19 protein-coding genes are annotated in these 22,613 nt (G+C 41.4%); 8 read left to right on the top strand and 11 right to left on the bottom strand.

The window, feature by feature from the left end; genetic code table 11:
* Window positions 1–44 precede the first annotated feature (44 nt).
* A complete protein-coding gene (locus BMW98_RS10935; RefSeq protein ID WP_245733566.1) occupies window positions 45–3,224 on the top strand; it encodes a WD40/YVTN/BNR-like repeat-containing protein in 3,180 nt (1,059 codons plus the stop codon).
* 73 nt (window positions 3,225–3,297) lie between these two features.
* Here the strand turns inward: BMW98_RS10935 and BMW98_RS10930 are convergent, their stop codons facing one another.
* The 5 genes from BMW98_RS10930 to BMW98_RS10910 form a co-directional block, all read right to left on the bottom strand.
* The gene (locus tag BMW98_RS10930) at window positions 3,298–4,170 is read right to left on the bottom strand and encodes a dimethylarginine dimethylaminohydrolase family protein (RefSeq protein ID WP_090258623.1); all 873 of its coding nucleotides are present in this window, start codon (window positions 4,168–4,170) and stop codon (window positions 3,298–3,300) included.
* Between the two features lie 72 nt (window positions 4,171–4,242).
* Window positions 4,243–5,517: a TCR/Tet family MFS transporter gene (locus BMW98_RS10925; RefSeq protein ID WP_090258622.1), complete on the bottom strand. Its 1,275-nt coding sequence runs from the start codon at window positions 5,515–5,517 to the stop codon at window positions 4,243–4,245.
* A gap of 45 nt (window positions 5,518–5,562) precedes the next feature.
* Entirely contained in the window at window positions 5,563–6,576 is a 1,014-nt protein-coding gene (murB, locus tag BMW98_RS10920) for a UDP-N-acetylmuramate dehydrogenase (RefSeq protein WP_090258621.1), read from the bottom strand.
* Window positions 6,576–7,028, bottom strand: a complete 453-nt coding sequence (locus BMW98_RS10915) for a DinB family protein (protein ID WP_222843634.1) — start codon at window positions 7,026–7,028, stop codon at window positions 6,576–6,578. The genes murB and BMW98_RS10915 overlap by 1 nt, the downstream gene beginning before the upstream one ends.
* On the bottom strand, window positions 7,025–8,743 hold the full coding sequence (locus tag BMW98_RS10910; RefSeq protein WP_090258620.1) for a phospho-sugar mutase: 1,719 nt from the start codon (window positions 8,741–8,743) through the stop codon (window positions 7,025–7,027). The genes BMW98_RS10915 and BMW98_RS10910 overlap by 4 nt, the downstream gene beginning before the upstream one ends.
* Before the next feature lie 257 nt (window positions 8,744–9,000).
* Here BMW98_RS10910 and BMW98_RS10905 point away from each other — a divergent pair, with 257 nt between their 5' ends.
* The 3 genes from BMW98_RS10905 (at window position 9,001) to BMW98_RS10895 (ending at window position 12,823) form a co-directional block, all read left to right on the top strand.
* Entirely contained in the window at window positions 9,001–9,423 is a 423-nt protein-coding gene (locus tag BMW98_RS10905) for a hypothetical protein (RefSeq protein ID WP_139177506.1), read from the top strand.
* A 110-nt stretch (window positions 9,424–9,533) separates the two neighbouring features.
* A complete protein-coding gene (locus BMW98_RS10900; protein ID WP_090258618.1) occupies window positions 9,534–10,841 on the top strand; it encodes a M20/M25/M40 family metallo-hydrolase in 1,308 nt (435 codons plus the stop codon).
* 320 nt (window positions 10,842–11,161) lie between these two features.
* Window positions 11,162–12,823 (top strand): aryl-sulfate sulfotransferase, encoded by a 1,662-nt coding sequence (locus BMW98_RS10895; protein ID WP_162844743.1) that lies wholly within the window; start codon window positions 11,162–11,164, stop codon window positions 12,821–12,823.
* On the opposite strand, the gene BMW98_RS10890 is transcribed toward BMW98_RS10895, so the two are convergent.
* From BMW98_RS10890 to BMW98_RS10880, 3 genes are all read right to left on the bottom strand, one after another.
* Window positions 12,792–13,484: a sulfotransferase family protein gene (locus BMW98_RS10890; protein ID WP_090258616.1), complete on the bottom strand. Its 693-nt coding sequence runs from the start codon at window positions 13,482–13,484 to the stop codon at window positions 12,792–12,794. The two genes, BMW98_RS10895 and BMW98_RS10890, sit on opposite strands and share 32 nt — an antisense overlap.
* Window positions 13,485–13,742: 258 nt before the next feature.
* A complete protein-coding gene (locus BMW98_RS10885) occupies window positions 13,743–14,501 on the bottom strand; it encodes an MBL fold metallo-hydrolase (protein ID WP_090258615.1) in 759 nt (252 codons plus the stop codon).
* 12 nt (window positions 14,502–14,513) lie between these two features.
* A complete protein-coding gene (locus tag BMW98_RS10880) occupies window positions 14,514–15,542 on the bottom strand; it encodes a pirin family protein (protein ID WP_090258614.1) in 1,029 nt (342 codons plus the stop codon).
* A gap of 513 nt (window positions 15,543–16,055) precedes the next feature.
* Between BMW98_RS10880 and proC the strand changes: the two genes are divergently transcribed.
* From proC to BMW98_RS10860, 4 genes are all read left to right on the top strand, one after another.
* Window positions 16,056–16,889, top strand: coding sequence for a pyrroline-5-carboxylate reductase (gene proC, locus BMW98_RS10875; RefSeq protein ID WP_090258613.1), 834 nt, complete (start codon window positions 16,056–16,058; stop codon window positions 16,887–16,889).
* A gap of 3 nt (window positions 16,890–16,892) precedes the next feature.
* Window positions 16,893–17,672 (top strand): glutamate 5-kinase, encoded by a 780-nt coding sequence (gene proB / locus BMW98_RS10870; protein WP_090258612.1) that lies wholly within the window; start codon window positions 16,893–16,895, stop codon window positions 17,670–17,672.
* Window positions 17,673–17,686: 14 nt separating this feature from the next.
* Complete coding sequence (locus tag BMW98_RS10865; RefSeq protein WP_090258611.1) at window positions 17,687–18,886, top strand: glutamate-5-semialdehyde dehydrogenase; 1,200 nt, start codon at window positions 17,687–17,689, stop codon at window positions 18,884–18,886.
* A gap of 340 nt (window positions 18,887–19,226) precedes the next feature.
* Window positions 19,227–20,555, top strand: coding sequence for a dipeptidase (locus tag BMW98_RS10860; RefSeq protein ID WP_090258610.1), 1,329 nt, complete (start codon window positions 19,227–19,229; stop codon window positions 20,553–20,555).
* A gap of 76 nt (window positions 20,556–20,631) precedes the next feature.
* Here the strand turns inward: BMW98_RS10860 and BMW98_RS10855 are convergent, their stop codons facing one another.
* From BMW98_RS10855 to BMW98_RS10845, 3 genes are read right to left on the bottom strand one after another with little or no spacing between them, the layout of a single operon-like run.
* Window positions 20,632–21,177 (bottom strand): PIN domain-containing protein, encoded by a 546-nt coding sequence (locus BMW98_RS10855; protein WP_090258609.1) that lies wholly within the window; start codon window positions 21,175–21,177, stop codon window positions 20,632–20,634.
* The gene (locus BMW98_RS10850; RefSeq protein WP_090258608.1) at window positions 21,167–21,511 is read right to left on the bottom strand and encodes an STAS-like domain-containing protein; all 345 of its coding nucleotides are present in this window, start codon (window positions 21,509–21,511) and stop codon (window positions 21,167–21,169) included. The genes BMW98_RS10855 and BMW98_RS10850 overlap by 11 nt, the downstream gene beginning before the upstream one ends.
* On the bottom strand, window positions 21,511–22,410 hold the full coding sequence (locus BMW98_RS10845; RefSeq protein WP_090258607.1) for a hypothetical protein: 900 nt from the start codon (window positions 22,408–22,410) through the stop codon (window positions 21,511–21,513). Before BMW98_RS10845 ends, BMW98_RS10850 begins: the two co-directional genes overlap by 1 nt.
* Window positions 22,411–22,613 lie beyond the last annotated feature (203 nt).

Raw genomic sequence — 22,613 nt, 5'->3', positions numbered from 1 at the left:
CATTCGGTTTGATGCATTCAAACCTTAAACCAAAAAACTTAACTATGATAACTAAGAGAACTTCGCTTTGGAGAGTAGTGGGGTGTTTGGCATTGCTATTAATGCTTGGCCTTAACGATTCTGAAGCGCAAAGGAGAAATAGAAGGAATAATACGCCTTCTCAACCAGCTCCAGATCCAAAAGCCACCGTTTACAATGATATAGAGTGGCGATTAGTCGGGCCATTTAGAGGTGGTAGATCGGGAACAGTTGCTGGTGTTGTGGGCAATCCAGACGTTTTCTATATGGGCGCCACAGGTGGCGGTGTATGGAAAACCGAAAATGGTGGTACCACATGGAAGAACATTTCTGATGGCTACTTTGGCGGCTCTATTGGAGCGGTATCCGTTAGCCGATCTAACCCAGACGTAATCTACGTTGGCCAAGGTGAGCAAACCGTGCGTGGTAACGTTTCATCAGGTTTTGAAGGCATGTGGAAATCTACTGATGGTGGCGAAACCTGGAAAAACATTGGTTTGAATGACGCCATGCACGTAGGTAGAATCAAAATTCACCCAGAAAACCCTGATGTTGCTTGGGCAGCCGTAATGGGAGACCTGTTTAAGTCGAGCGAGACGAGAGGTGTTTATAAAACGACCGATGGTGGTAACACTTGGAAAAAAGTCCTTTTCGCCAATGCTGATGCTGGTGCTGTTGATGTTACTTTAGACCCTAGTAACCCGAACACCATGTTTGCCAGTACTTGGAGGGTAAGAAGAACGCCATACAGCCTAACTTCAGGTGGAGAAGGTTCAGCCATGTGGAAGTCTACCGATGGTGGTGAAACATGGACAAATATTATGAGTAACCAAGGCCTGCCTGAAGGCCCGATTGGTATTATTGGTGTTTCTATTTCTGAGGCTAACCCAGATGTAGTTTATGCAATTATAGAGGCTAATGAAGGTGGTGTTTACCGATCGAACAACGGAGGAAGAACTTGGAGTTATGTGAACTCTGATCGTTCGCTTCGTCAGAGAGCTTGGTACTACTCTAGAATTTATGCCGATACCCAAGACGAGAATAAAGTATATGTTATGAATGTTGGATACCACACATCTTACGATGGTGGAAAAACATTCGACAGAAGAAATGCCCCTCATGGTGACCACCACGATTTGTGGATTGCGCCAGAAGACAACCAGAGATTGGTAATTGCCGATGATGGCGGTGCTCAGGTATCTTACGATGGTGGCGACTCATGGTCTACTATGATGAACCAGCCTACAGCACAGTTCTATCGTGTTACCACAGACAATGCTTTCCCTTACAGAATTTATGGTGCTCAGCAGGATAACTCTACGGTAAGAATCAACCACAGATCTTTTGGTTTTGCCATTACTGAAGGTGAGTGGGAGTCTACCGCAGGAGGGGAATCTGCACACTTAGCTCCAGATCCTAATAATCCAGATATTGTTTATGGTGGTAGCTATGGTGGTTTGCTTACACGAGTTGACCATGACAAAGGTATTAGCCGAAATGTAAATGCATGGCCAGATAACCCAATGGGGCATGGTGCAGAAGATTATAAGTACCGTTTTCAGTGGAACTTCCCAATTTTCTTCTCTCCACATGATGCGAATAAACTATATACCACATCTAATCATGTGCATGTTTCAACCAACGAAGGTCAGTCTTGGGAAGTAATTAGCCCAGATTTGACACGCGCTGAGCCAGACAAACTAGGTAAATCTGGTGGGCCTATTACTTATGACGATACGTCTGTTGAGTATTATGCCACGGTGTTCGCAGCTACAGAATCACCTTACGAGAAAGATTTGATTTGGGCTGGTTCTGATGATGGATTGATTCACGTAACTAAAGATGGTGGTGATAATTGGGAGAATGTTACGCCAGAGAGCTTCCCTAAGTATTTAATGATTAACAGTATTGATGCTGATCCGTTTACGCCAGGTGGTGCATACATTGCTGGTACGCAGTACAAATTGGGCGACTATCAGCCGTACTTGTTCAAAACAAAAGACTACGGTAAAACTTGGACAAAGATCACTACCGGAATTCCTGATACGTATTTTACGCGTGTAGTAAGAGCCGACCCTGAAAGAGAAGGCTTGCTTTACGCAGGTACTGAGCGTGGAATGTTCATCTCATTTGATGACGGTGCGAGCTGGAAACCTTTCCAAATGAACCTACCAGTTGTTCCGGTTACAGATTTGACCATTAAAGAGAACAACCTGATTGCAGCTACGCAAGGTAGAAGTTTCTGGATGATTGATGATTTGACGATTCTTCATCAGCTTTCTGACGAAGTGACTAGCAGCGATGCTTACGTGTTCAAGCCAATGGATGCTTACCGCTTAGGCGGTGGTGGTGGCCGTTGGGGCAGAGGCGGTGGAGGCGGTAGTGCCGACTTGCTTTACGGTAAGAATAAACCAGCTGGCCCAGTGATTTACTACTTCATGAAAGAAGCACCAGCCAAAGGAACAAAGGCCACTATCGAGATTTACGATAAGAATGGCGAACTATTCAAATCGTACCCAATTAAGCCAACTAAAGGCTTGAATTCTTTCAACTGGGATATGAGAGCAGAAAATGCTGAAGGCTTTGATGGTTTGATCATGTGGTCTGCTTCTTTGCGTGGCCCAGGTCCGGTTGCACCAACGGGAACTTATTCGGCTAAGCTAAAGCTAGGAGAGCAAGAGCTTGAAACTTCTTTCAACTTGATTAAAGACCCTCGTTACCCATCAACTGATGCTGATATTCAAGCACAGTATGATTTCTTGATCAAAGTAAGAGACAAAGTAACAGAGGCGCATCAGGCGATTAAGGATGTTCGAGAGGCGAGAACGCAAATGGATGATTTACTTGCGAAAATCAAGGATGATGAGCGTTATGCCGAAGTGGTAGAAGAAGGAAAGGCGTTAATGGAAAAAATGACGGCAGTAGAAGAAGCCTTGTATCAGACTAAGAATCAGTCAGGTCAAGATCCTTTGAACTTCCCAATTCGATTGAACAACAAACTTGCGGCACTTATGGGCGTTGCAGGCAGTGGCGAATGGAGACCAACCAAGCAGTCGGAAGATGTGAGAGTAGAACTAACCAAGCAAGTAGATGCAGAGTTAGCCACGCTAAAAGGTATTATGGAGAATGACTTGCCAGCATTTAATCAACTGGTAAAGCAAAAGTCTGTTGATGCCATTATCATTAAAGAAAGAAAAGATAAATAACTATCAACTAACCTAAGTAAAAAGCCCGTTTCTAGTGAAATGGGCTTTTTTATGTGCTTTTGATTCGTGTTGACTATGCTCTAATTAAAGGTAAAGTAGAGCAACGTAGAAGGCCGCTCAGTTTAGAGGTTTCGGCATATTTTACTTTTATGCATTGGATATTGCGACTTTCAAGCGCATCTATAAGTGTGGTGAAGCCTTCTTCTACCAATACTTTTTTAGGGCTCACAGAAAATACATTTGGGAACATGCGATTCATTTGCTGTTGGTTAACCTTTATAAGGTTTTCCTCTCCAAAAAGGTCGTAAATAGATTGAGGTTTGTCCTGAAAACCATCTTCATAAATAATAGCGTATTTGTCGCCTACTGGCTGAAAGGCGCAGTCTAAGTGCAGAATGTTTTTCTTAGGGTCATCGCTTACCACTACATTCAGTCCAATAACTTGTTTATCGAGAAATGTAGCTTTTAAGAATTCGAAACCAGCTTGGTTTGTCCTTTTGCTAATTCCGACAAACACATGGTCTTGGTGTACTAAAACGTCACCACCTTCAATAGTTGCACCTTCGGGCACTTCAATAATAGAATCTGGGTCAAGCTGATCGAGCACATGCTGAATGCCTTCAATTTCCGCCTTGCGCACAGGTTCTTTCATATTGGCCACCACAAACTTGTCGTCAATTACAAAGCCTATGTCTCGCGTAAAAATCTGCTTTTGATTAGGCATGTTCTTTGGCCTAAATACAGTTACACCTTCAGCTTTAAGTGCTGCTTCAACAGTAGCAATTTCTGCAATTACATCATCTTCGGTTGGGTAGGTGCCTTCTTCTTTGTGCATTTTAGCCACCGGGTTAATGTCGTAAGGCTTACCCTGATCGGTACCTATTCCCAGTACTACTGCTTTTAACTCATTTGTTTCGTTGGCGATATGAAGATAAATTTTACTCAATTGGCTAGTTTTTAAGTATTAAATATAAGGTGTTCGTTTAGTTAAGAAAATCAGAACATTATGCTAAACAAGTTATTCTGTAGTTGGTTCAGCCACAACTGTTTTGTCCTTTTCTGGATTCGGTAACGAGCTGTTATCCGTTTTCTGCAATACCCTAAACACCAAAAAGAAGCAAATAGCTGAGAAAACTGCGCCAAGTGCAAAAGCGGCACCAGGGAAGTAATGCTCGGTGCTTCCGCCCCCCTCAGTAAAGTAAAAGAAGGTTTCGGTCATAATGATCGGACCAAAGATCGCGGCCAAACTCATTAGACTCGTTAGTCCTCCTTGCAGCTCTCCTTGTTCGTTATTTGGCAATTGTGATGACATAATGCCTTGAATGGTTGGTGTGGCCAAACCGCCCAATACGTAGACCGCTAAAAAAGTGTAAAGCATCCAAACTTCTTTGGTTATTGAGAAGAGTATCAAGCCCAGCATATTGAAGAAAAGCCCTAAATATGCTGTTTTTTTAACGCCTAGTTTTTTTGTAGCTACACCAATAAGTCCTCCTTGAACTGCTGCTACCATTACCCCAACAACCGCTAATGATACGCCAATGTCTTTTGGCTCCCAATCGAACACTTCGGCACCAAAGTAAGACCAGTTGGTTTGCACCGAATGCCCCGCAATGTAAATGAAGAAGAATGCCGTAGCCAAGCCTAAAATAATAGGGTTTCTTTTGAGTTGGCTCAGTGAGCCAATCGGGTTGGCGCGCTTCCAGCTAAATGGTCTCCTTTCATGTTTAGAAAGTGACTCTGGGAGCACAAACAATCCGTACAGAAAGTTGACCAATGTTAAACCACCGGCTACAAAGAAAGGCACGCGCAAACCAAATTCACCCAGCAAACCTCCTATGGCCGGACCAATGATAAAGCCCAAGGCAAATGCCGCACCTAGTAAACCAAAGTTCTTTGCTCGTTTTTCTGGCGGGCTTACATCAGCAATGTAAGCAGAAGCGGTGGTGAAACTGGCGCCACAAATACCAGCAATTATTCTACCTAAAAACAACAGGGAGATGGTAGGAGCAAGGGCCAAGAACATATAGTCAATGCTCAAGCCTATTAACGAAATAAGGATTACGGGTCTTCTGCCGTATTTATCGCTCAAGCCACCAAGAATAGGTGAGAAGATGAATTGCATTACGGCATATACTGTAACCAGTCGGCCACCTACACGAGCAGCTTCGCCATAAGTGAGGCCACCGAGCTCTTTAAATAGGTCTGGAAATATTGGGATTACGATACCCAAACCTATAATGTCGATTAAAACGGTAATGAAGATAAAACCTAAGGCAGGAGTTCTTTTTGACATGGAGTAGTTTTTGAACCTCGAAATGTACGAAGTTCTGAGGCCTTATTAAACAATATTCACTTCTGGTGTAAGCTCAATGCCAAATTTGGTAGCTACCGAGGCTTGAATCTTAAAAGCCAGTGCTTTAATGTCGGCACCCTTGCCTCCACCATAATTTACCAGCACCAAAGGTTGGTTCTTATGCACGCCAATTTGCCCAAAAGTCTTGCCTTTCCATCCGTCTTGATCGATTAACCAGGCGGCCGGAATTTTAACCTTGTTATCTGGTAGTGGATAGCCTGGAATACTAGGGAACTCGGCTCTTAAACCTTCGAAGTCAATTTTGTCAACTTCTGGGTTTTTAAAAAAGCTTCCAGAATTGCCAATTTCCTTAGGGTCGGGGAGTTTAGTCTGACGAATGTGAATGACCGCATCGCTAACCGCTTTTATGCTCAATTCTGTAACGCCCATGTCCTCCAATGTTTGTGCAATTGCTCCGTATGAAGTATTAAAATCCGGTGTCTTTTTTAATTTAAAGCAACCAGAAGTAATCACATATTTGCCTTTGAGCGACTTTTTGAAAACACTTTCTCTATAGCCGAATTGACAATCTTCTTTATTGAAAGTATGGATTTCACCTGTAGCAATTTCCATGGCCTTTAAGTGATCGAAAACCTGAATAATCTCCACACCATAAGCACCAATATTTTGCATAGGGGCAGCGCCCACAGTGCCTGGAATAAGCGATAGATTTTCCACGCCAGCCCAGTTATTCGCAATACAATGCATTACAAACTGGTGCCAGTTTTCACCAGCCTGCGCTTCTACATAAAAGTGCTCTGCGTCTTCTTGAATAACGTCTATTCCTTTCAACTCATTCTTTAACACCAGGCCATCATAGTCTTTGGTGAATAGCAAGTTGCTACCACCTCCAAGTATTAAAATCGGCTGATTTTTAGCTAGTTGAAGGCCTTCTTTTAAAGTTTCTAAACTTTTGAATCTGGCAAAAGATTTTGCCTTTACATCTAAACCAAAAGTGTTGTAAGGTTGTAAGGAATAGTCCGTTAGGAATTCACTCATTATTGATCGAGTAGTCTTCTGTGGTAATTAATTTGGCCTAGGTGATAATTCAGATGCCCGTAAAGATGAATCAGGAAATACTCCGTAGACATTTCCGAGCCAAACACATTTATAGGGTAAGTCTCTTGAAGTTGCTCCGGAGTAAGTTCTGCCAATGTTTCGAGCACCACCTTTCGGGTTGTTTTTACTTCATCAACTAGCTCTGAACGTTTTATATCTTTTAGGTTGAACTCATCGTCTCTTCTTCTAATATAGCCTGAGTTGCCTAATACGGCAGCCACAAAGTGCCTCAGGTTACCGCATAGGTGGAGACAGAGGTTACCTCCCGTATTAGCAATTTCACCTTCTATTTTCCAAAGGTTTTCTTCTTTCTTGTAAGCCTTAACCTCGTCTAAAAGTCGGGTTAAATCTCTTTTGAATAACTCTGATAGTCCTTCTGTAGACAAACTCATAACTTCAAATCTTGTTGTATTGCATCAATCTTAGCTTCTAACGAAGCTTTTACATTATCGTAGTCAGCTTTAGAGGAGAGTCTTGAATTGACGCTAATGTAAAACTTGATTTTCGGTTCTGTACCAGACGGTCTAGCAGAAATTTTCGATCCATCGGCCGTAACAAACTGCAGTACGTTCGATTTAGGAAGGTTTATTTTACTTTTTGTGCCGCTGGTTAAGTCTGTACTTTCAGAGCTGTTGTAATCGTAAAGATGGGTTACTGGGCTGCCAGTTATGGTTTTAGGAGGATCGGCTCTAAATCCAGCCATCATATCCTGAATTTCTTGGGCTCCTTGCATCCCTTTTTTGGTAATAGAAATAAGTTTTTCCAAGAAGAAACCGTACTGCGCATAAATTTCTGCCAGTAGATCGAACACAGAAAGGCCTTGGTTCTTAGCCCAGGCTGTCATTTCGGCTAACATGGCGCACGAGGCAATGGCGTCCTTATCGCGAACAAAATCGCTGATCATATAACCGTAGCTTTCTTCGCCACCACCAATAAACTCTTTCTCACCTTCGGTAGCCTTAATGTGTGCCGCTATAAATTTAAAGCCAGTTAAAGTACTTGGGCAGTCTACACCAAAGCTTTCGGCCATTTTATCTAAAATGTCACTGGTTACAATGGTTTTTACAATCATTTGTTTACCAGTGAGTTTGCCGTTTTCTTCCCACTTTTTAAGTAAGAAGTAGATAAGAAGTGTGGCTGCTTGGTTTCCATTCAATAGTTCAAACTCGCCATGCTTGTTTTTAGCAGCAATACCTACACGGTCGGCATCCGGATCGGTTGCCATAATCAAGTCGGCATCAATTTCTTTGGCTTTATTAAGTGCCATGGTCATGGCTTCTTTCTCCTCTGGGTTAGGATAAACCACCGTTGGGAAGTTGCCGTTTGGTTCGGCCTGCTCTTCAACAACCGTTACATTTTTAAAGCCTTTTCTGTCCAATACTTCTGGCACAAGGGTAATAGAAGTACCATGAATAGGAGAGAAGACAATTTTAAGGTCGCTTTGGGCATCAACGGCATCTTGTGCCAATGTGAGGTTTAGAATCTCTTGAATATACTTTTCATCAATTGCTCTGCCAATAGGCTCGATCAAGTCATCGTTTTGCTTAAAATTGATCGCCTCAACACCAGAGATTGCCTGTACTTCAGTAATGATGTTTTTGTCGTGAGGAGCGATTACCTGCGCACCATCGTCCCAGTAAGCTTTGTAGCCATTGTATTCTTTTGGGTTGTGAGAAGCTGTAAGTACCACGCCACTCTTACAGCCTAGTTGGCGAATGGCATAAGATAGTTCTGGGGTTGGTCTTAATGCTTCAAAAAGGTACACTTTAATGCCGTTTGCCGAGAATACGGCAGCCGTGGTTTCAGCGAAAAAGCGGCTATTGTTACGGCTATCGTGAGCTATGGCAACGCTTATCGCTTCGCCAGTAAAAGTCTTTTTAAGATAATTGGCTAGGCCTTGCGTGGCCATGCCTACCGTATATTTGTTCATACGGTTAGAGCCAACGCCCATAACACCTCTAAGGCCGCCTGTTCCAAATTCCAAGTCTTTGTAAAAAGCGTCTGCCAATTCATCTTCAGACATGTTTTTAATTGCAGCTTTGCTTTCTTCATCTATGGCACTATTCAACCATAGGTCTACTTTTTCCTGAATTTGCTGATCAATCATAAGAGGTGTCGATTATTATAAGTTGGTAAGTTTATACTAAGTTAATTCAAACCGTTTGCTGGGCGTGAATAATTCACAAAAATAAGCGTCTGTTCAGAAGCTGGAAATATTTCTGTGTGTATTTAAGCTATTAAGAATTATTCCAACGCTTAACAGAGGCTTATCTTCAATATGCTTGTCTTTTTAAATCGAAGTGGCCTAATTTGTGGCTCGAATTTTATAAAAGTAAGTCAAATCAGGGCTTCAAAGAAGAATTTATGGACGTAGACAAGTTAAACGAGGATTTCGCAAAAATTGCAGAGCTAGTAACCAAATTGGACAGCATGGATTATAGCGATGAGCAGTATGACGATGTGGAAGAAGAGCTGCATGACCTAGAAGACCAATTGATGGAAGACTTTGGTGATGAGTTGGAAGATGCTATTGCCGAGGCTTATGACAATTTGTGCCCAGATAATGATGTGCTTTTGCCAACTGCATATATTGCTAAGCACTATGTGAGAAAGCAAAAAGATAACCAAGGCAGACCGGGATACGATATTGAATACCGTGAAGGTATTCCGATTGAGTCGGATAAATTTCCTGACCAAGAAGTGTACATTGCCCTTGTGCCTGGCCCAACAAGGCTTGTGGTTACAGTAGGCGATGCTGCCAAACAAACCATTTGGATGGCCAAGTAATTGAAAAGCAATTAAGATAGATTGAAAGGTAGTCAGGTTTGGCTACCTTTTCTGTTTTTTGGGGTTTGCCCAAAGCAAATACTTGTGTATCATTGAGCAAATTACTGACTATGAAAAACCGATTATTCCTACTAGTTACCCTGTTTGTTTTTACCTCACCATTTGCTTTTGCTCAGTTAGATAGAACCGAGAAAAAACTTGCGGAATGGGTAGATGCTAATAATAATGATGCCTTAGCGCTCTTAAAGCAAATTGTGAACATAAACAGTGGCACAATGAACTTTGAAGGAGTAAAGGCTGTGGCCGATGTACTGGCTCCAAAGTTTGAAGCATTGGGAATGGACGTGATTTGGGAAGAGGGTAGTGAATTTAATCGTGCCGGACACCTAATGGCGAAAATCGAAGGAGGAAAAGGCCCTAAGATTTTAATGATAGGTCATTTGGATACTGTTTTTGAACCAGACAGTCCAAATCAGGAATGGCGACAGATTGATGATCATACGGTTGCTGGTCCGGGTATTGCCGATATGAAGGGTGGGGACGTGATTATTTTACAGGCGCTCTCGGCATTGCATGCCCAAGGCTTGCTAAAGGATATGAATATCGGTGTGATTATGACTGGAGATGAGGAGCTAAGTGGAAGCCCGCTTTCTGCCTCTAAAGCAGAGTTGGTGGAAGCCGCCAAGTGGGCAGATATTGCCTTAGGCTTTGAGAATGGCGATGGTAACCCAGCTACAGTAAATGTAGCGCGCAGAAGTTCTTCTGGCTGGAAGTTGACAGTAACCGGTAACGCAGCGCATTCGTCACAGGTGTTTAAGCCCGAGGTTGGTGCTGGTGCCATTTACGAAGCATCTAGAATACTTTATCAATTCTATGAAGAATTATCGAAAGAGGAGTTTTTGACTTTTAACCCAGGAATGATTTTGGGAGGAACTACCGTAACCTATAATGAAAACGAGAACGGTGGTTCGGCTTATGGCAAAGACAATGTAGTTTCTAAAGATGTAACCGTAACAGGCGACATTCGCTGTATATCTCCAGAGCAGTTGACGAACGCACAAAAGGTAATGAAAGCCATTGTAGCAAGAAACCTTCCAAAGACTTCAGCCACGATAGAATTTAGCGAAGGTTACCCTCCATTCGCTCCAAAAGATGCCAATTACGATCTTATGCGTCAGTTTAGTAAAGTGAGTCAAGATTTGGGTTATGGCGAAGTAGGCCCTGTTAATCCTGCAGATGCCGGAGCTGCCGATATCTCCTTCACATCGGAGTACATTAAAATGGGCATAGACGGCATGGGAATGAGTGGAAAAGACGATCACACGATTAACGAAACCGGTGACCTCAGAGCATTACCAAAGCAGTCGAAAAGAGCGGCTGTGTTGATTTATAGGTTGTTTAAAGAGGTATCAAAGTAAATTAAGTCTTTGAGCATGTAGTAGCTATATGAGCATTATAGTTTAAATATATCTCCATAATTTTTTAATATTTTTTGAATTTATCACACTCCATTCATGTAAATAAATGTGCTGATAACGGCTTGTAATTCATTGATTATTAATGGGTGTTTGGTCGGTAATGTTTCTGTCTCTCCACTGACATAAGAACCGCATGGTTCAGTAAACCAAAAGGGAGTGAAGGCATCTAAGGGTAGCGCTAAACAGAGGTGTCTGTTAAGTGACCAACTATTAAATATTTAGTTGGTTGAATCGATATTCTTTAAACGATGATTGAGGTAATGAAAACACACATTAATTGGTCTGTGAAGGGGCTGCAGCAGGTTGGTGCTTTTTTTGCTGTTCTGCTTGTGTTGTCTGGCTGCGGTACCGCTCCCAAAACATTCGATGAGCTAGTTAAAGGCGACTTAGCGCTTACGCTGAACCCATATGAAAGGTCTCCGTTAGGTGCCTTAACTTCATTTACCACCACCGAGCCTGTGGCTGTGAGTTTGGAGATAGCGGGCGATATATCTATATCCAAGACCTTTGACACCTACAATACAATCCATAGTGTCCCCATTTTAGGTTTGTACCCAAACAAACTCAATAGTGTTAAGCTAACGCTAACAACAGAGGCTGGTGCATCTGTTACCAAAGACTTTTCAATACAAACTGCACCACTTCCTGATTTTTTACCAAGTATAAATATTACCAAGCTTGAAAAAAACAAGATGGAAGAGGGACTGCATTTAATTGAGATGCTGGTCGCAAACAATGGTAAATTTCATTCATATACCATGATGTTCGATGATAATGGAGCAGTTCGATGGTACATGGATATGAGCAGCACAGGCCAGATAACCTACAGCGCACTTAGAAATAAGCGTGGCAATTGGCTCTATTTAGATTGGGATGATATTTACGAGTTAGACGACCTAGGAAGGCAGGTTAGCAAAAAGCAAATGACCAGTTTTGCGGGCAACCACCACGTAATGGAGGCCGACAACGGCAATTTGCTAATGGGAGGGACTCGCAAGGGAGCAGATGTAGTTAGGGCTGATGGTAGGCGAGTAGTTACTAGGTTCGACCATGTTTTGGAGTGGGATCTAGCAGCCAACCAACCTGTGAACTATTGGGACATAGGAGAGTACTTAGATATTGATAGAATAGTTTTTAATCCTGGTTATAGCCTCGATTTTATGGCAGATTGGTTTCACCTAAATGGTATTGCTAAAGATCCAAAGGATGGTTCTATCATTGCTTCTGGCCGTAGCCAAGGGGTGGTGAAAATGGGTGCGGATAAATCGCTTAAGTGGATTATGGCACCTCACGCCCGGTGGGGAAGGGCCGGAAGAACCGGACAGGGAAATCCTACCGAACCGTTTTTACTTACAGCACTGGATAGTGAGGGGAAGCCTTTGCCAGAGAATGTTCAGTTTGGTATTGAAAGCACCGATGATTTTAGTTGGAATACTGGACAGCACTCCATGAATATTTTACCCAACGGCAACTTACTGATATTCGATAATGGCATGTCTAGAGATTTTGCTGAAAAGCCTACCTATTCAAGAGCTGTTGAGTACAAAATTGACGATGAAAAAAGGACTATTCAGCAGGTTTGGCAATATGGAAAGGAAAGAGGATTAGAAATGTTTTCTCCAATTACAAGTGATGTGGATGTACTCGCAAATGGCAATAGATTAATTACCTCTGGCAATATTCGGCTTTCAGATGAGCCGGCTCATGCTAAGTTAATTGAAATTACATACCCTAAAAATGAGGTAGTCTTTGAAGCAGAAATCTACTTCAAAGACGCAAAAGGAACTGGAGAACAAGCTTGGGCTCAGTTCGATTTGGTTTATCGAGGCCAGCGTTACAACCTTTATGACGATGGTCAGGGCAAGGAAATCGCAACCTCGAGCAAGTCAACTATTTCAGCACAAGCGCTTCACCAGTATTAAGCATTTTATTTAGTTGTTCTTTAAAGTCCTTCCTCTTATTCTTATAAGGGAAGGGCTCATTTGGTACTGCAACTCCCAAAAACTCGCACAATGGTTCCCAGCCATCAGCGGGGTTAAACCTTAACAGTTGTGAAGCAGGAATTGTCTTAATAATGTCTTCGTTGGTGCCTTGGTAGCGGTTTAATGCAAAGGCTTTATCTTTAAAGCGTCCCTCGTATAGCCCTTTCCATAAATACTTTTCAACCAATAAAAATGCCTTCGACATATCTCGGAACTTCTTAGAAAACAGCATTTTCTTCATCATGCCAAGTTTTTGCCCAAAAGTTTGTGGCGTTACGCTAAAAACCGTGTTTAGTGCACTTTCATACCATGCCTCAGGGTCACGTTCCGAAAGTATAAACTTAGCCTCAGGGTATTGTTTAAGAAAAGCTTGATAATTAAGGTAGCCAGGGAAGTCTACAGTGCTTTGAAAACCATCGAATAACCTTTCGAAGTCTGTGGTGCCTGTTTCATATAATTCTTTCCAATAAGCTACATCTTCTGTGTGATTAAAAACCCACTCCATGTGATAGCACTTGCCGAAGCCCAGTTGCTCCAGCGCCATTTTAAGCGAGGCAGTACCAGTTCGCGGTCCTCCAACTCCAATTACTTTCAAACTCATTCAGCATATTATTAAAGGATTGTAAGTAATAGAAGAATAATTCTTATAAATGGTTATACTTTATATAAAGCTTGTGTCTTTAGATTTAGCACAAAAGTGAAATAATGTGTGGGGAAAATTCAAGTGTGCTTAAAGTTCGTGTTTTCGGGTAAAAAGGGTTGAATATTTACCCTCTTGAATGGTTTAATTCATGAAAAAGGGTTCGAAATAATGTTTTCCGAACCCTTGGTTTTATTGACAATCAAAATGCCTTTTGGTTTAGTTGCCGGGGTACCAATTTTTAAGTTTTACATCAATGGATTTGTTGCCTTCGTTTACAGTGCTTTTGAACTTATTTACATCGCTAAGACCTTCTGTTCCTCTGTAGTGGTAAGGGTATACCGTTTTGGGTTTAAAGGCTAAAACGGCATCTGCAGCTGCGTCAACCGTCATGGTATAAGGAAGATTCATGCATACAAAGGCAACATCGATGTTCTTCAGTCTTCGCATTTCAGGAATATCTTCAGTATCTCCTGAAATGTATATCTTTTTACCTCCAAGGCCGAGTACATAACCATTTCCACGCCCTTTGGTGTGAAAAGCATCTTCGCTTTCGGGTAAGTTGTACATAGGAATAGCTGTAATTGTAAAACCATCCACCTTTCTACTGGCTCCATTCGATACCACATTTGCCTGAGATTTAAGGTCTTCGGGCATTTGATCATAAACGGCCTGAGGAACATAGATCTTTGCATTACTCGTTACAACCTCATTAAGTGTTGCAGGGTTCAGGTGGTCTCCATGAATGTCGGTGATTAAAATGTAATCTGGGGCGTTTAAGCCTTCATAAAGGTTTGCACCTCCATACGGGTCAACGTAGATGGTTTTTCCATCCCACTCAAGTACCAAAGAGCCATGTGTAACGGGTTGAATTTTTAGCTCTCCTTTGTTGGTACTGATAATGTCGGGTTCTGTCAGCTCTTGCGCGGTTAATATGCCGCCCAAAAACAGGAATAAAAAGGTTAGTTTGATTTTCATATTTCTAGTGTTTTATGCTTCAGTTTGGTCTTTTATTTCTTTGCGGCCATCGGCATGCAATGCAAAACGTCCGCTTTTTGGATCGTGCGTATGTGAATGGCTTGGCCAAGGCCAGCCACCAAATTCTGTACGCTGAAAGTTCATGATCAGCTGTTGTATCTCCGCTTGAGAGTTCATTACAAACGGGCCATACTTGGCCACCGGCTCACCAATTGGCTTGCCTTGCAGTAAAAGCATTCTTGCTGGTTGGTCGCCATTTTTTAGCACAGTAGCTTCATTTGCGTGTAAACTTGCCACCTGCATGTTGTTCATGCGTTCACCGTCAATTGTGATCGAACTTCCTTCATACATATATAATGATCGGTTTGCACCGGAAGAAGCGACTGGTAAGGTCCACTCAGCATTGGGCTCCATATCAATCATTAATACTGCTATTTCATTCTGTGCGTTAGCCGCAAAAGAATCGGGAGCAGGGGCGAGGCGCGTAATTTCTCCAAGGGTTCCTGCAACTACTTTTACTTTTGTTTTACTACCGCTTGCATCCGTGTGTTCATGTACTGGGATGTCTTCATTCCACAACATGCCAAAGTAAGCAGGTACATGTTTGCTGGCTTTTGGTAGGTTCAACCAAATTTGAAATAACAATAAAGGGTTTTCCTCATCGTCTTTCAGCAGCGGAAACATTTCACTGTGCTGAACACCGCCACCTGCTGTCATCCATTGTACATCGCCATTTCCAAAACGGCCTGCTGCTCCAAGCGAATCGGAATGATCTACTAGGCCTTTTTCGGCTATAGTAATTGTTTCAAAGCCAGCATGTGGGTGGGCGGGAAAACCGGGTACCGATTGCCCATGGTACATGCTCCAGCCATCTTTTCCGCTAAAATCGCTGCCAATTGCTCGGCCACTAAGCGAGGCATCTGGGCCAAGTTTGCCATTGCCTTTTGGGTAGCTATCATTGTGAAAAGCACAGAAAAGGAAAGGATCTTGTGTTTGCCAGGGAAATTGTAGTTGTTCTATTTTTATGATTGATTTTGTCATTGTTGTATTATTTGTATGTATAAACACATAATTACAAAAAGGGTTCGAAACCTCTTATTCAATCTACAATAATTAACTGATGTACGAATGGCTGTAAAGAGATTAAGCGGAGTCTTTCTTTAATACATTTAGTATGAATACCGAGATTTCCATTTTTGATTATGTAAGCTAGAAAAACGGGATTTGACTCTGTTTTAACTTAAAAAGTGATTCGATTTGAATGAAATTCCTGAAAAATGAGGTCGGTTTTCTGTCTTTTCAAACGTTTTCAGGAGAAAAGTTCAGATTTATTGAACCAAACGCTCATTATCCTGTTCTTTGTAGTATGAGCAGCTTAAGTAATGTATTACCCGAAGCAAATTGTTTCAAGTCACATCCCAAGTGCCTTTTACAGGCCAACCGCTCTATTCAATATTAATTCCCTTCAATTAACGTAACACTCCACACGACATAAGGTCGGTGCTGGATTGCTATGCTATTGTATTTAATCAAACCATAAATAATTAATCAGAAATGAAAGTATTAGTAATTGGGGCGGGCAATATGGGCCTAACGTATGGGGCATCTATTGGTCAGTCCGGCTACTTAGACAAGGAAGACTTAATGATATATGATAAGTCGACCGAAGTAGTTGAAAAATTAAGAGAAAAGAACAATCCGAACTACGAGGTTTACGATGACCTGGAAGAGTGTTTGCCAATTTCCGACATCATTTTTATTGCGGTAAAACCTTACCACAATGATGCCTTGATGGAAGAAATGAAGCCAATGATGAACGACCAGCAATTGGCAATATCCATTATGGCTGGTGTTACCATCGAGACCATTCAAGCAGGGCTTGGTATTCAGAAAGTAGTGCGTGCTATGCCAAACTTACCAGCACAAGTAGGTAAGGGAATGACCTCTTATTTGGCAGCGCCAGAAATCTCAAGAATTGAGCTTTGGATGGTGGAAGATCTATTGAATAGTACAGGTAAATCTGTGCGTGTAGATTCTGAAAAGTTTATTGATGCCTCTACAGGTATTTCTGGTAGTGGGCCTGCATATGTATTCTATTTTATGGAGTCTATGATGGAAGCGGCCAGAAACATGGGCTTTTCAGATAACGACTCTAAAGTGCTTGTAAGCCAGACTTTTGAAGGGGCTATCGAATTATTCAACAAGAATAAATTGAGCCCAAAAGGATGGATGAAGCGCGTGGCCTCAAAGGGTGGAACTACCCAAGCGGCATTGGATTCTTTCGATGATAACAATGTACACAACCTAATTAGAGAAGCTGCCTACGCTGCCTTTAACAGGGCTATAGAGCTAGGTAAGCCTGAAGAAGAAGTTGAACTTGAAAAATAAGTTTTGGTAAAATCAGATAAGAAAAGAGTAGTGATTAAGGTGGGTACTAATGTACTCACAAACAAGGATAACAGAATTGTTCGTCCAATCATCCACAACATTGTAAGGCAAATTGCCGAATTGTACGAACAAGACATACTTTCTGTCCTTATATCATCAGGGTCGGTGATTGCCGGAAAAGAAGTATTAGGAAACTGTGATATCACAGACAAAGCCATCAGGCGACAGGTTTTCTCCTCTGTGGGGCAACCTAGAATGATGAGAACTTACTATGAAACATTCCACGACTACGGTATGAAATGCGCCCAAGTGCTAGCCACTAAGCGTGATTTTAATCCAGGGGTGTGGAGAGAAAATATGATCAACTGTTATGAGGGTCTGTTGGCCGAAGGAATTATTCCGATTGCCAATGAAGATGACGCCACATCAGTTTCGAATACCATGTTTACCGATAATGATGAGCTGGCCAGTTTAGTGGCCGAATTGATCGGTGCCGACATGCTGATAATTCTAACCGATACACACGGTTTCTATAATGGTCATCCAGATGATGATGACACCCGAATTATTCGCGAAGTAAGCGTTGATGATGAAATCAGCCAGTTTATTCGCGAGAGTGGTAAAGCCGATGGCGAAGGCCGTGGCGGAATGGGGTCGAAAGTAAAAGTGGCGCAAGATACTGCCGCCAAAGACATCACGGTTTATATAGCTAATGGTAAACGCGATAACGTGATTCTCGACATTGTGGACGGAAAAACCGTAGGAACAAAATTTGTATCATAATAGAACACTAGGAAATGAAATTACTATCAACAGATATAAAAAATAACGTTTTAAAGAGTGTAATCAGGCTTTTGGGTGAACGCAAAGCCGAGATTATTGCTGCAAACAAAGAGGACTTGGAAGCCTTTACCAAGGAGGATCAGGCGATGTACGATCGCTTGGTGGCCGATGATAAAAAGGTAGATGGCATGATCAATTCCGTAAGGGAAGTAATGGAGCAGGAAGATCCCGTTGGGCAGGTTATTTCTGAAGTGAACAGGGATAATGGGTTAAACATTATCAATAAAACTGCACCATTCGGTACCATCATGATTATTTATGAATCAAGACCTGATGTTACTGTAGAAGCAGCAGTTTTGGCCTTTAAAGCGAACAATAAAATTTTACTAAAAGGGGGGAAAGAAGCCATTCGTTCCAACGAGGTGTTGGTCGATATTTGGCATCAGGCCCTGAAGGAAAATGAACTCCCTGTGGATTGGGTACAGCTGCTCAAACTAAACCGTACCCAAACCCAGGAGTTCTTAAAAAATCCGCCACAAAAAATCGACTTAATTGTACCGAGAGGTGGTGAGCGCCTAATTGCATTTGTAAAAGAACACGCTGAATGCCCGGTATTGGTGAGCGGTAGAGGAAACAATTTCATCTATGTTGACCGTACAGCCGATTGGGATGAAAGTATTAAAGTAATACTTAATGCTAAGACAGATAAAATATCAGCTTGCAATGCTTTAGATAAAATACTTATTGATAAGCATATTCCTGAATTGGAGAAAAAACTGGTTCATTTGCAGAAGTCACTGCACAAGTTTAATGTAAGCCTTTTGGTTGATGAGCAAGTGCAAGAAACGCTTAAAAATGAGCCATTGATTCCAGAAGAATCGACTTGGTATGAGGAGTTTCTAGCACTTAAAGCTTGCATTGGCTTGGTTGAAAATGAAGATGAAGCAATCGACAAGATCAATCAGTACTCAGGAGGTCACTCTTCGGGTATTATGACGAACGATCTTACCAAAGCCATTGGCTTTATGGAACAGGTAGATAGTGGTGCAGTGTACCATAATGCGTCTACCAGATTTACTGATGGTGGTCAAATGGGTGTTGGAGCCGAGCTTGCAATTAGTACAGATAAGCTTCACCATAGAGGTCCGCTAGGACTTAAGCAGTTGGTGACGAATAAGTACTATGTATTTGGTACAGGCCAAGTTAGAGTTTAGAAATGCATGATATAGGACTTTAGATTTACGATTTGTCATTCTAAAATCCTTATCGATGAGATTATAAAATAACGGCTTGAAATCTTGCAAAAGCATGCTTTCAAGCCGTTTTCTTTTGGCAGCAGTATGTCCATAAAAGGAAAATTATAAAGCATTACCTTTAGGGAAATGAAGGGCGGGTACTTTAAATTCTATTGGCACCGAGGATCAAATGGCTTCAAGTCCATTCGGACTTCATAAATCCCACATCTAAAATCAAATCCCCTTACCACTAAAAGAATTATGGCTGAAAAGGGCAGCAATTCTTCCTAGATTAGGCTAGAACCTTAAACCATAATCTATGAAACGAATCTTTTACGCTGCGGCCACTTTAGCATTTTTATGGTCCTGCGATTCAACTAAAAAGGAAGAAAAAACAGTAGATGTAAGTACCATGAGCGAAGCTGAGCTTACAGAATACGCCAAGGGTATTCACGATAGAGTAATTACACTCGATACCCACGATGACATCAATACATCGAATTTTACAACAGAGAAAAACTACACTGAGCGACTTTCTACGCAGGTTAACTTACCTAAAATGGAAGAAGGTGGGCTCGATGTAGCCTGGTTTGTAGTGTACACAGGCCAAGGAGAGCTTACCGAAGAAGGCTATGCCAAAGCCTATGAAAATGCTGATGATAAATTCAAGGCAATTCACCGCTTGTGCGAAGAAATTGCACCAAACGATATTGAGCTGGCTTACACATCTGACGATGTGAGGCGCATTGTAGCGGCTGGTAAAAAAGTAGCCATGATCGGAGTTGAAAACGGTTACCCAATCGGTACCAACATCGATAGAGTGAAAGAATTCTACGATAGAGGAGCGCGCTACATGTCGCTAGCACACAACGGACACAGCCAGTTGAGTGATTCTAACACAGGCGAAAGAGATACCGTATGGTTGCACAATGGCCTAAGCGATTTGGGTAAGGAAGTGATTGCCGAAATGAATAAATGGGGGATTATGATCGATCTTTCGCACCCGAGTAAGGAGGCCAATATGCAGATGATGCGCCTCTCTAAAGCTCCAGTTATTGCCTCTCACTCCTCGGCTAGAACCATGAACGACCATAGCCGCAACTTGGACGATGAGCAATTAATGATGCTAAAAGAAAATGGCGGTGTGGTACAAACTGTCGCCTTTAAAAGCTATGTGAATGGCGAAAAGAACAGTGCCAATAGTGCCAAAAGAAGGGAAGTAGAAGGCAGAATTGCTGAAGAAGTTGGTTTTGAACTAAAGGAGCGTTCTGATATTAGAAATATGAATGCCGAAGAGCGTGAAGCTTACTTTGCTGCTTACTCTGGTTTTCAGGAGGGTCAAGCTGAGCGCATTGCACTAGAGGTAAACGAGGTGGCTCCGGCCGTTAATGTATCCGACTTTGTAGACCATGTTGACTACCTGGTTAATAAGATCGGTTTGAAGCACGTTGGTATTAGCTCCGATTTTGATGGCGGTGGTGGCGTAGAAGGCTGGGCCGATGCTTCAGAAACCTTTAATGTTACGCTAGAGCTTGTAAAAAGAGGCTATACCGAAGAAGAAATTGGTATGCTTTGGAGTGGCAATCTGCTGCGCGTACTTGACGAAACACAGGCTGTGGCCGAGAAGATTCAAGCTGGCGAGCTTTAAGCACATTATAGAAATCTAGCGCAAGCGTCTAGCTTGTGCCTAAAATAACAAAGCCTCACTGAGAAGTGGGGCTTTACTAATTAAAATAACTCGAATTGGCAGAGATAATTTGTAAGTCTAGATTTGGTAATTCCTGAAAATCATAGTCATGAGTTACCAAGATGCAGCTTTCTTTCAAACAATACTGTGAAAAGAAAAGATCATTAAAGTCAGCCCTATCACATTGAGCTGAAATCCTTTTAAGTTCAGTCTCATTAAATATTCCAGACTTTATTGTAGCAAACTTCAGTACTTGCTCTAAAAAGGTTTTGGCAGTAAACATTGCCTTTTTTCCCTCTTCAGTTTTTCTAAAGCTTTTAAGGTCATTAGCAATTCCTTTTCTCCTAGCAACTTTTAATTCTGTGTTAACGATTACATTAATCATTTCAGAAACTTGGACAGGGTTTGTGAGAATTAAGCACTCATTGTCAAAAACCCTATTACTAAATTCGGAATAGCGCTTTATATATCCTGTAGCCTTTTCATTGAATTGAGGATACATTAAGTAGAGCCACACATTTGAATCAAAGAAGAATTTATGTGTGTAATTAGGCTTGAAACTGTATGTGTTACTAATCTTCATTTACAATATCTATCGAATCTAAGTCGGAAGGATATTCCTTTGTAAAACGTTGCTTGGCTCTATCAATTACTAACTTTAATAAACTGATTTCTTCATTTGGGAGGTTCTTGATATCAAGATGTTCTTTAATTTCGTCTGAAGAGTAAAGGGAATAGAGTTTGCCGATACTTGAGTTTAGGAAAGCGGTTATAGTAAGTTCGATGCCAGAAAAATCTAAGACTACTTTTTCCTTTTTATCTATATGACTTTTGATTTTGTCAAAAAGTACTTCTCCATCTGCAGCTGAAATTGCTCGTTTACTATGTGTTATATCAGTGATATTAATTACGCTCATTAGAAAATACTCTTTATGTCAATTTCTTCTGGAGTAGTGTATTCTTTTTTATCTCGCAGATTGAATTCGATGTTTACAATACTACCTTGAAAATAAGACTTACAATCTACTGCAAAAGTAACGCCTTTTTTTTCTTCCCAATATCCATCTGCACTCCGTATTTGAATCTTTCCAAAATTCATTCTAAGAAATTCTCTTATCAAATCCAATCCTAAACCACCTGTCTCTCCTTTTGGTTTCGTTGTATTGCCAGATTCTACGGCCCATTCTATAGACTGTCTTCCAGAGAAATTCCCGAAGCCATATGCATGTTCAGTAACATTATCTTTAAATGTTCGACCAACTTCTACCATTGTAAGAGCCATTCGCTTCTTATTATGATAAAATTGTCCACAAACAAATACATTCTCAGCACCGCTATGCATGACTGAATTTTGGTATAGTTCAAAAATGCTTCTGAAAATCTTCCTCTTAGCACCTTCACTCATGTCCGGAACAGCCTTAGCCAATAGGACATATTCATAGATGTATTCTTCAAGATCATCCTCATCTTTTAGGTCAAATTTTTCTAAAGGTATTCCAGAATGTTTCTTTGAAGGTTCTGGAGCCTGCGCTTTGATGTATTTTAGGAAGCCATTATTCCTCAGGGTATTTTCAATGAATTGATTATTAAAGTTTTGAAATGTGAAACTAGCTCCCTCTTTCTTGTTAGTAATTATAATTGCACCCAGTATCGCGCATAAATTTGCTTCTAACCAAGTAACATTCTTAAAGTCTAGAATGAACTTTTGCTTCCGCGCAGTATGTATTAATAGGTTTGCTAAAAAGTGGAAGCCTTCTTCATCGGTCTTCAATGAAACAGGGAACGCTAGAACTTCGGGTTTACTAAAAAAACTCATAAAGCAAATAATTGTTCTTCAGTTATAGCTTAGGATACAAGTTAGTCTATTAATTTACCCTAGCACAATTATTTCCCTTCTTTGAAAGCCTCTGCCTTCACAATCTCATAATCATTTCGAAACACGGCTGCTGGGTGTGAAGGTTGTTTTCTTTCTTATTTTCGCTGCGATTATTCACCAAATCAACCTTAACACTTTTAAAC

The organism is Roseivirga pacifica, from assembly GCF_900111145.1.
Lineage (GTDB): Bacteria > Bacteroidota > Bacteroidia > Cytophagales > Cyclobacteriaceae > Roseivirga > Roseivirga pacifica.
The sequence above is the reverse complement of the archived record's forward strand: the minus strand, read 5'-3'. Positions and strand labels throughout refer to the sequence as shown.